This window comes from Alteromonas sp. ABE4_545 (genome assembly GCF_056161325.1).
Genome location: NZ_JBSWYY010000070.1, coordinates 1 through 842, shown reverse-complemented (window position 1 = coordinate 842; position 842 = coordinate 1). Strand labels below are relative to the sequence as shown.

The following is an 842-nucleotide window of genomic DNA, read 5'->3' as shown; positions in this document are numbered from 1 at the left end:
CAAACCGATACCGCGGGCAATGAGTCAGCGGTGACGTCAAATAGCGCAGCCATTACCACTGATATGACGGTGGCGGCACCGAGTATGGCTCTGGCGAGCGACTCAGGCAGTTCATCGTCTGATAACCTGACTAATGACGCTATAGTGAATGTGACCCTGGCCTCTGATGTAGCCAGCTGGGAATACTCGCTGGATGGCGGCAGCAACTGGACCACCGGCACAGGCACCAGCTTTGAGCTGGCAAACGATACTACCTACGCCATTGGCGATATTCAGGTGAAGCAAACCGATACCGCGGGCAATGAGTCTGCTGTGACGTCGAATAGCGCAGCCATTACCACTGATATGACGGTGGCGGCACCGACCTTTGCTCTGGCGAGCGACTCAGGCAGTTCATCGTCTGATAACCTGACCAATGACGCGACGATGAATGTGACTCTGGCCTCCGACGTCGCCAGCTGGCAATACTCGCTGGACGGCGGTGTAAACTGGACTACCGGCACAGGCACTAGCTTTGAGCTGGCGGATGATAGCAATTACGCCATTGGCGATATTCAGGTACGCCAAACCGATACCGCGGGCAATGAGTCAGCGGTGACGTCAAATAGCGCAGCCATTACCACTGATATGACGGTGGCGGCACCGAGTATGGCTCTGGCGAGCGACTCAGGCAGTTCATCGTCTGATAACCTGACTAATGACGCTATAGTGAATGTGACCCTGGCCTCTGACGTCGCAAGCTGGCAATACTCGCTGGATGGCGGCAGCAACTGGACCACCGGCACAGGCACCAGCTTTGAGCTGGCAAACGATACTACCTACGCCATTGGCGATATTCAGGT

Annotated in this window: 1 protein-coding gene; it reads left to right on the top strand. The window is 55.8% G+C overall.

Annotation, left to right across the window (positions count from 1 at the left end; translation table 11 throughout):
• Positions 1–842: Ig-like domain-containing protein (locus ACXAH6_RS20350; RefSeq protein WP_474879819.1), on the top strand; the 842-nt coding region annotated here is incomplete at both ends.